The following is a 6,668-nucleotide window of genomic DNA, read 5'->3' on the forward strand; positions in this document are numbered from 1 at the left end:
CCTCTGCCATGTTCTCCTGCCCTTGCGGCTTCAATGGCTGCGTTGAGAGCGAGTAAGTTGGTCTGCTCCGATATTCCCTTGATTTCGTGCATAATATCGCTGATCTTTTCTACTTCGGTGGAGAGTCCAATGGCTGACGTCGCTGATTCTTCGACTTCTTTTGCTAACGCATTGACTTCGTCCATCGTGTGTCGCATTGCCTTTGTAGCCGCTTCACAGTCACGATGAGCTTGTTCCATTTTGTGACTTGAACTCACGGTATTCTGTGCAACTTCATCGATTGTTTGAGTCATCTCTTCCGATGCGGTTGAAATTTGCAATAGCTCCCCGACACCTTGTTCTGTCGAGTTTTTTAATTGAGTGACGGTATTGTTAAGCGATGTTGAGCCATCCGCAAGTATGTGGCTAGAGTCGATAACACGCCCGATAATTGTTCGGATTTGACCTTCCAGTAGTTTTACATGGAAGTCGCATACACTGTTAGGTTTATCGCCAGAGTAGACGTATCTTGAGACACTATCGTATTTATCTTGTTGTTCTTTAGTATAACGAGCCATTCTGAATATTTCGTCTCTGAACAGAAGAAGTGGCATAAGAAGCAATAAGATAGCGAATAGGTAAGAATAAGACGTTAAATATATAATGGGTATACCGCACACCAAAAATAACAACAATTTGTATTTTTCAAATAGGTCAACCGACTTCGAACGAATAGGCTTTCCTTGCTTAACTCTTTTGTACATCTTAGTCGCAGCACTTTTATACTTAGTGTCTAAGGTTCTTCTCACGGACTGATAACCCGTGATTTCTCCGTTGCTGTAGATAGGAGTAACAAAAGCATCTACCCAATAGTAGCGGCCATCTTTACATCGGTTTTTTACTGCGCCTCGCCAGGGCTGCCCTTGTTTAAGGTGTTGCCAAAGATCAAAAAAAGCCTCTTTGGGCATATCTGGGTGTCGAACCATATTATGGTTTTTGCCGATTAACTCGTCACGTGAGTATCCCGAAATTGAGCAAAACGCGTCATTAGCGTAGGTAATCACCCCTCTGGGGTCTGTTGTTGAAACAAGCTCTTCTGAAGATGCAAAGTCGACCTCGTCGTCGATAGTATCTTGGTTTCGTCTTCCCATATTATTATCCTACCTAGCCTAAATAGTTTCGTTATTCTTTAGATACATCCACTAACGCTAATATTTTAGTTCATTTAGAGGGAATTGGTTGGGCGGTACGATAATTAAAGACGCTGAATCTGTTTTTAGTTGGATAGTTCTAACACGCCCTCACACAAGCAATACAAATGGATTGTCTACCAATGAAGAAATTGTGATCGCTCAACAGTCGGTAGAACTTCTGTAGTCTCAACGACTGTAAACAACAGAAAGACGAGCCACAATGGCTCGCCTTTCTATATAGATGGAACGGTTTGTCAAATTAAAGAGAGCGCACAGTCAAAGAAGCAATAACGCTTTACATTAGTTTGCTCTTTATGTGTTTCGAGAGAGATTCTAACAGCCAGTATTTTCAATTCTCACGGTACACTCACAACCTTCAGCCGGACAGGTCCCGCCTGATCTCCCCCCAAATGAGTCATAAATGACGTAGCAACCTTCGGGAAGAACCTCAATATTGTTGCTGCCTAGGTCTTGGTCAGAGAAATTGTGCTCAAAACCAACGACAGTGTGGCGATTACCAATTGCGGTAGTAAAATCATCAGTGGTTCCTAATGTTAGAAAGTCGAGCATGGTAAGCTCACCCCCTGACTCACCGACACTCTCCGGACACAGTGTGGCCCAGTCAACTTCGACTGTACCGATACCAAAATCGATAACATAATCACCTTGTGCATTACTACCAGAGCCCGCCGTGGGGTTTGAGTTACTAGGCGTTAATCCAGCAATCGCCGCTTTGGCATTAACCTGAGTGATCACTCCTTCCATAGCACCAGCCACACCTTCAAGTACCGATACTCTGGCAGACTCTTGCAAGTTTAAAAATCGAGGCGCAGCAACGACAGCGAGCACACCAAGAATGACAATAACAGCCACTAATTCAATTAATGTAAAACCACTCTTTTTCATCACGTTCTCGGTAACAAAATATATTTTATTAAAGCTGTCACGTTTTAACATGCATTCATATATAGATCACGCGCAATGTATAAGTTTGATTGATGAAGCGGCTGAATGAGGTGATCAATACATTCTTGCGTTATGCGGCATTCTCTGGTTGTGCGACCTTGTTCGTTTGCTTCCGATCCTTGCTGGGCCACGACAGTAGAACGCAAGAAATAACAATAACCGTTCCCCCTAAGGCGGTTAACCAATCAGGGATTTCGTTCCAAAAAATGACACCCCATAAAATATTAAATGCGAGTCCGATGTAGCGCGTCACAGCAACAACCCCAGCATTTTCATTCGTAAAGGCCTTGGTTAAAAATATTTGCCCAAGTAACGAAACCACACCAATCGCAACCAAGTACAACCATGTGATGCCTTGTGGCATGACAAACGTATCTTTCATTAACACGGCTGATATTACGGTCGCGGTCGCCAAAAAGTAGAATATAATTTCATACGTATGGTGGTTTTTGCTGAGCTGCTTAATGGTTATTGAGGCTCCTGCTGCAAATATCGCGCTCGCAATACCAGCGAGAGCATAAATATTAAATGCACTGAATCCAAACGGGTCAATCACCAGCGCAACGCCCACTAAAATCATGGGTAATAATAACTTGGCTTTGGTCGGTAAGCGTTCGCCGAGCACAAGGTTAGAAAGCACAATCACAAAAAAGGGGGATAAATAAGCCAGAATAGCCGCATCAGCCAACGGAATATGCGCAATGGTATACACAAAGGCAAGCAGATATAACGCGCCAAATACACCCCGAAGCACTAACAGTGGCACTCCTTGGTTTGAAAATGTAACTCGTGTCTGGAACATCAAAAACAGCACCAAACAGGTACCAATAATACTGCGAAAGAAAACAATTTCTGCACTTGGAATCGTTAAGCTTGCCGCTTTAACCAGTGCGTTCATCGCACTAAAAACGAGTGCGGATGCAATCGCCAACAAAACACCTTTATTCATTATGATTTCTTATTTTTATTGGGTAAAGTTTGTGATCGAGTGACCGTAAAATAATGTCGACAACCTGCTGAGAGGATTGCCTTAAATTGCCGATCAGATCGTTATTTTGGGAATGTATTGGTTGCTGGCAGTGCAGTTCATACCATTGTTCAAACCGAACGATGAACTGTGAAACCGCAACAACAGGAAGCTGTAACGCCTTGCTCAGGAAATAGAAAACATACATAGCCCTCATGTCTTCGACGGGGACTCGGGGCAAGGTAAGACTATGGTTTTGATAAGATGCTTTGGGAAACGGCACGGCTGAAAAATCAAAATAGTGCCCAGCTTCGTCAGGATCAGAAAAAGGATCGATCAAAATAGAGGCATAACGCACGTAGAGCAAATATTCTTGCTTAGTGGTTGTATATTGGCTGAAATTTTCAATGTCACAGCGTGGAATGCTTTGCGCTAAAACAGGGTAGTTATCATCGTTTAGAAACTTGAGTAAGTTGATGGGCTCGGCATTGAGTTTTTTAACGATGCTTGAAATGTCTTTCCACAATTGCACCATTTCCTTCATGACGGTTGGGGTAATGGGGCCTTCAGGAAAAAGCTTATACATGTACTTTGGCGATCCGTCTTTTTCCAATATTTGCGCTAAAGAAAATGCGTTAACAAACAGTGGAGGGTGGACATAAGCCGTAATGCTTCTTGCCTCGACACTAAAACAATCAGCTAAAGTCACCACTTCAATATCGACTGAATTTAGCATATCCACTAAGGAGCTTACTGCGCGCGATTTATTCGATAATGCAGTGCAGTCATATGTAACCGAATTGCTAGTGGACATATTGTATACGGGCGAATTATAGGTCGATAAATAGATGCGTTTCTTACGCGCTTTGGTTGTGACACTCACGCGACTGATTGCCTGTTTTTTACTGGCATCTTCGAGTGCTGAACTCTTATTATCCCAAGCCATGTTCTTGGTCGCCGCAAAGTAAGTCGAGAGGCTCAATATCTCAACATCACGATTGGCATATTCAAATTGATGTTTCACAACTAAGTGCGAGCCAAATGAGGAAGACAGAAGTATCACGCGTCTAACGTTATCGAGTTGTTGCAATGGAACGCGCTTCAATACCTCCTGGTACGCATCAGCTGGAACACAAAGCACTATGGTATCCCACTGATTGTTAATCTGTGTTAATTGCTCATAACATCGATCAAAATGCGCGACACCAGCCAGCGATGCTAATGCTGTTTTGGCTGGGCTTACAGAGACTTGACCACATTTTTTGTATTGCTGTAGGAATTCGAACCAATGATCAGAGCATCGACTCGCAATACCGAGTTGCCGTGTCCAACCGCGTGAAAGTATCACAGCCACTTGAATTGCTGCTGGGCCAGCACCGATCAGTAGCGTATTACCGAGTACATCGTTCATTGGTTGCTTTTCTGGATGACTTCGAGTTTTAGGGAGAGTACCTTGAGTGTGTCGTGAGTAAACGAAACCTTTTGGCTTGTGTAGCCAAGATCCGAGGCAAGTTTTACTGCTTTTTCATCAATATCGACCCCCAGCACATCTGCCCCTGTCAATTGCGCAATAGTAAAAGCAGAGAGTGGATAAGAGCCTGAACCGATGAACAGCACCTTGGAATCTAGAGAAATTCTCGCTTCTTGCAACTCTGTTGATGCGCTGACACTCAGCCTGTTTAGGTATTGAGTTACATCCAAAGTATGTTGCTTTGCACACGCTGATTGATGCCTTTCCAACAAACATAAAGCATGAATCGCTGTTTCTCTTAATCTTTTTAGCTGTCTATCTACTTCACCACAGAGTAAATGACGTTGCCATATAGCTTGATGATTAGGGTCGCGGATAAAATCACACAGTTGATCTAAACCGTCCTGAACGAGTACGAAACAATGGCAATTTTCCAAGCTATATCGAGACAAGGCTGCAAGCCGTGCTTCAAAAACGGCCATCTCACTCAGAAGTTGATATTTCTCTGTCGGCATAAGTTGTGTTTCTCATTTCTCGATTTTGTATTTAATCGATTATCTAATTGATCAACAGATTAAATAAGCGATCACTTAATCTAGATTTATAAAAACATCAGTCTAAACAGCCGCTAGGTATTGACTATAGGAGCGAGTGGGGCGAGTCGGCGTGACATGCCAATGGCCTTGGTTGCAACACCCTACATCCACTTCAACCTGGTAAACGTGTTCAAGTAAATCCGGTTTGAGTACGTCTTTAGGCTCACCGGATGCAACCACGTTGCCTTCATTAAGCAATAGAAGTTGGTCGCTGTAGCGTGCTGCCAACGATAAATCATGCAATACCGCTACAGTCACAGCGCCACTGTCACGGGTGTATTGCTTAGCCAGGTCTAACACTTGAACCTGGTGGCGTAAATCCAACGCGCTGGTGGGTTCATCGAGCAACAGTATTTTGGGTTTCGATATCAGTGCTTGTGCCATCGCCACCATTTGTTGCTGACCCCCGCTAAGTGCACTGAATCGCCGTGTCGCAATGGGTAAAATACCTAAGGATTTCAGCATGTTTTCGGCAAGTAATTGTTGCTGTTCACTAATCTTCCATGTCAGTTGGTTCACCAATCCCAGCAGCACCATTTCAATCACCGTGAGTTGGCTAGGAGATTTGTTCAATTGACATAAATAAGAAAAACGACGGATAGGGATCGGCTCTGAGCCACTTCGACTCAACACAGCACCGTGATAAGGAATGGTGCCCAATATGGCCTTCAACAAAGTCGTTTTTCCGGTGCCATTGGGGCCTAAAACAGCGGTGAATTGCCCACCTTGAAACTTGGCAGATAGGTCACTAAGAATAGGTTTTCCACCTAACGAAACGCAAAGTTGTTCAACACAAAGATAATTCATTATGTAAACCTTTTACTGACCAGCAAATAGAGAAGAAACGGTACGCCCACGAGCGATGTGACAATGCCAATAGGAATGATCGTTCCAGGTACGACTAATTTTGATACGAGTGAGGCAAGGGTTAAGACAAGTGCGCCCATCATGGTGGCCATGGGTAAGTAAAATCGCTGATCTTCCCCCACCAACATGCGTGACAGATGCGGAGCCACCAATCCAACAAACCCGATTGTTCCGACAAAAGACACCGCACCAGCCGTTAACATTGAACAAAGAAGAAACATGCGTAGCCTGAGTTTATCGGTTCTAACCCCTAGGCTTTGAGCGCGTTCATCTCCCGTCGACAAAGCCGTCAATGCCCATATTTGTGGCGCAACATACACAAGTGAAAAGACTAAAATGACACCGGCTACCCAGACGGACGTCCAACTGGCTTTTAACAAACTGCCAAACAGCCAAAAAACAATCTGCTGCAAGACTTCTGGTGAGGCCATGTACTGAACCAGAGATTGCAATGCTTGAAAGAAAAACAGCACGACGATACCCGCAAGGATCAGCACTTTTGCGTCCATGTTCCGCCCTTTGCCGATTGAGAAAATGGTGAAACTAGAGAGTGCAGAAGCAATAAAGGCAGACACTGGAACGCCTAGCCACGCGTGCCCAAAAATAGTGAGACCAGACAACATCGCTAC

General features: G+C 44.0%; 7 protein-coding genes. All 7 read right to left on the reverse strand.

The window, feature by feature from the left end; translation table 11 throughout:
• The coding region (locus ACP45E_RS05500) for a methyl-accepting chemotaxis protein (protein WP_069584780.1) at positions 1-1,130 on the reverse strand (1,130 nt) is incomplete at its 3' end.
• A 375-nt stretch (positions 1,131-1,505) separates the two neighbouring features.
• Complete coding sequence (locus ACP45E_RS05505) at positions 1,506-2,078, reverse strand: type II secretion system protein (protein ID WP_276203917.1); 573 nt, start codon at positions 2,076-2,078, stop codon at positions 1,506-1,508.
• Positions 2,079-2,208: 130 nt separating this feature from the next.
• On the reverse strand, positions 2,209-3,087 hold the full coding sequence (locus ACP45E_RS05510) for a DMT family transporter (protein WP_017037251.1): 879 nt from the start codon (positions 3,085-3,087) through the stop codon (positions 2,209-2,211).
• Positions 3,080-4,516, reverse strand: coding sequence for an opine metallophore biosynthesis dehydrogenase (locus ACP45E_RS05515; protein ID WP_017037250.1), 1,437 nt, complete (start codon positions 4,514-4,516; stop codon positions 3,080-3,082). Before ACP45E_RS05515 ends, ACP45E_RS05510 begins: the two co-directional genes overlap by 8 nt.
• Positions 4,513-5,091 carry a hypothetical protein gene (locus ACP45E_RS05520; RefSeq protein ID WP_017037249.1) on the reverse strand — a complete coding sequence of 193 codons (579 nt, stop codon included), beginning with the start codon at positions 5,089-5,091 and terminating at the stop codon, positions 4,513-4,515. The genes ACP45E_RS05515 and ACP45E_RS05520 overlap by 4 nt, the downstream gene beginning before the upstream one ends.
• Before the next feature lie 102 nt (positions 5,092-5,193).
• A complete protein-coding gene (locus tag ACP45E_RS05525; protein WP_017033924.1) occupies positions 5,194-5,979 on the reverse strand; it encodes an ABC transporter ATP-binding protein in 786 nt (261 codons plus the stop codon).
• On the reverse strand, positions 5,979-6,668 hold a 690-nt coding region (locus tag ACP45E_RS05530; RefSeq protein WP_141707237.1), incomplete at its 5' end, for a FecCD family ABC transporter permease. The genes ACP45E_RS05525 and ACP45E_RS05530, both read right to left, overlap by 1 nt.

The sequence above is a fragment of the Vibrio genomosp. F10 str. 9ZD137 genome (genome assembly GCF_049974785.1).
GTDB lineage: Bacteria > Pseudomonadota > Gammaproteobacteria > Enterobacterales > Vibrionaceae > Vibrio.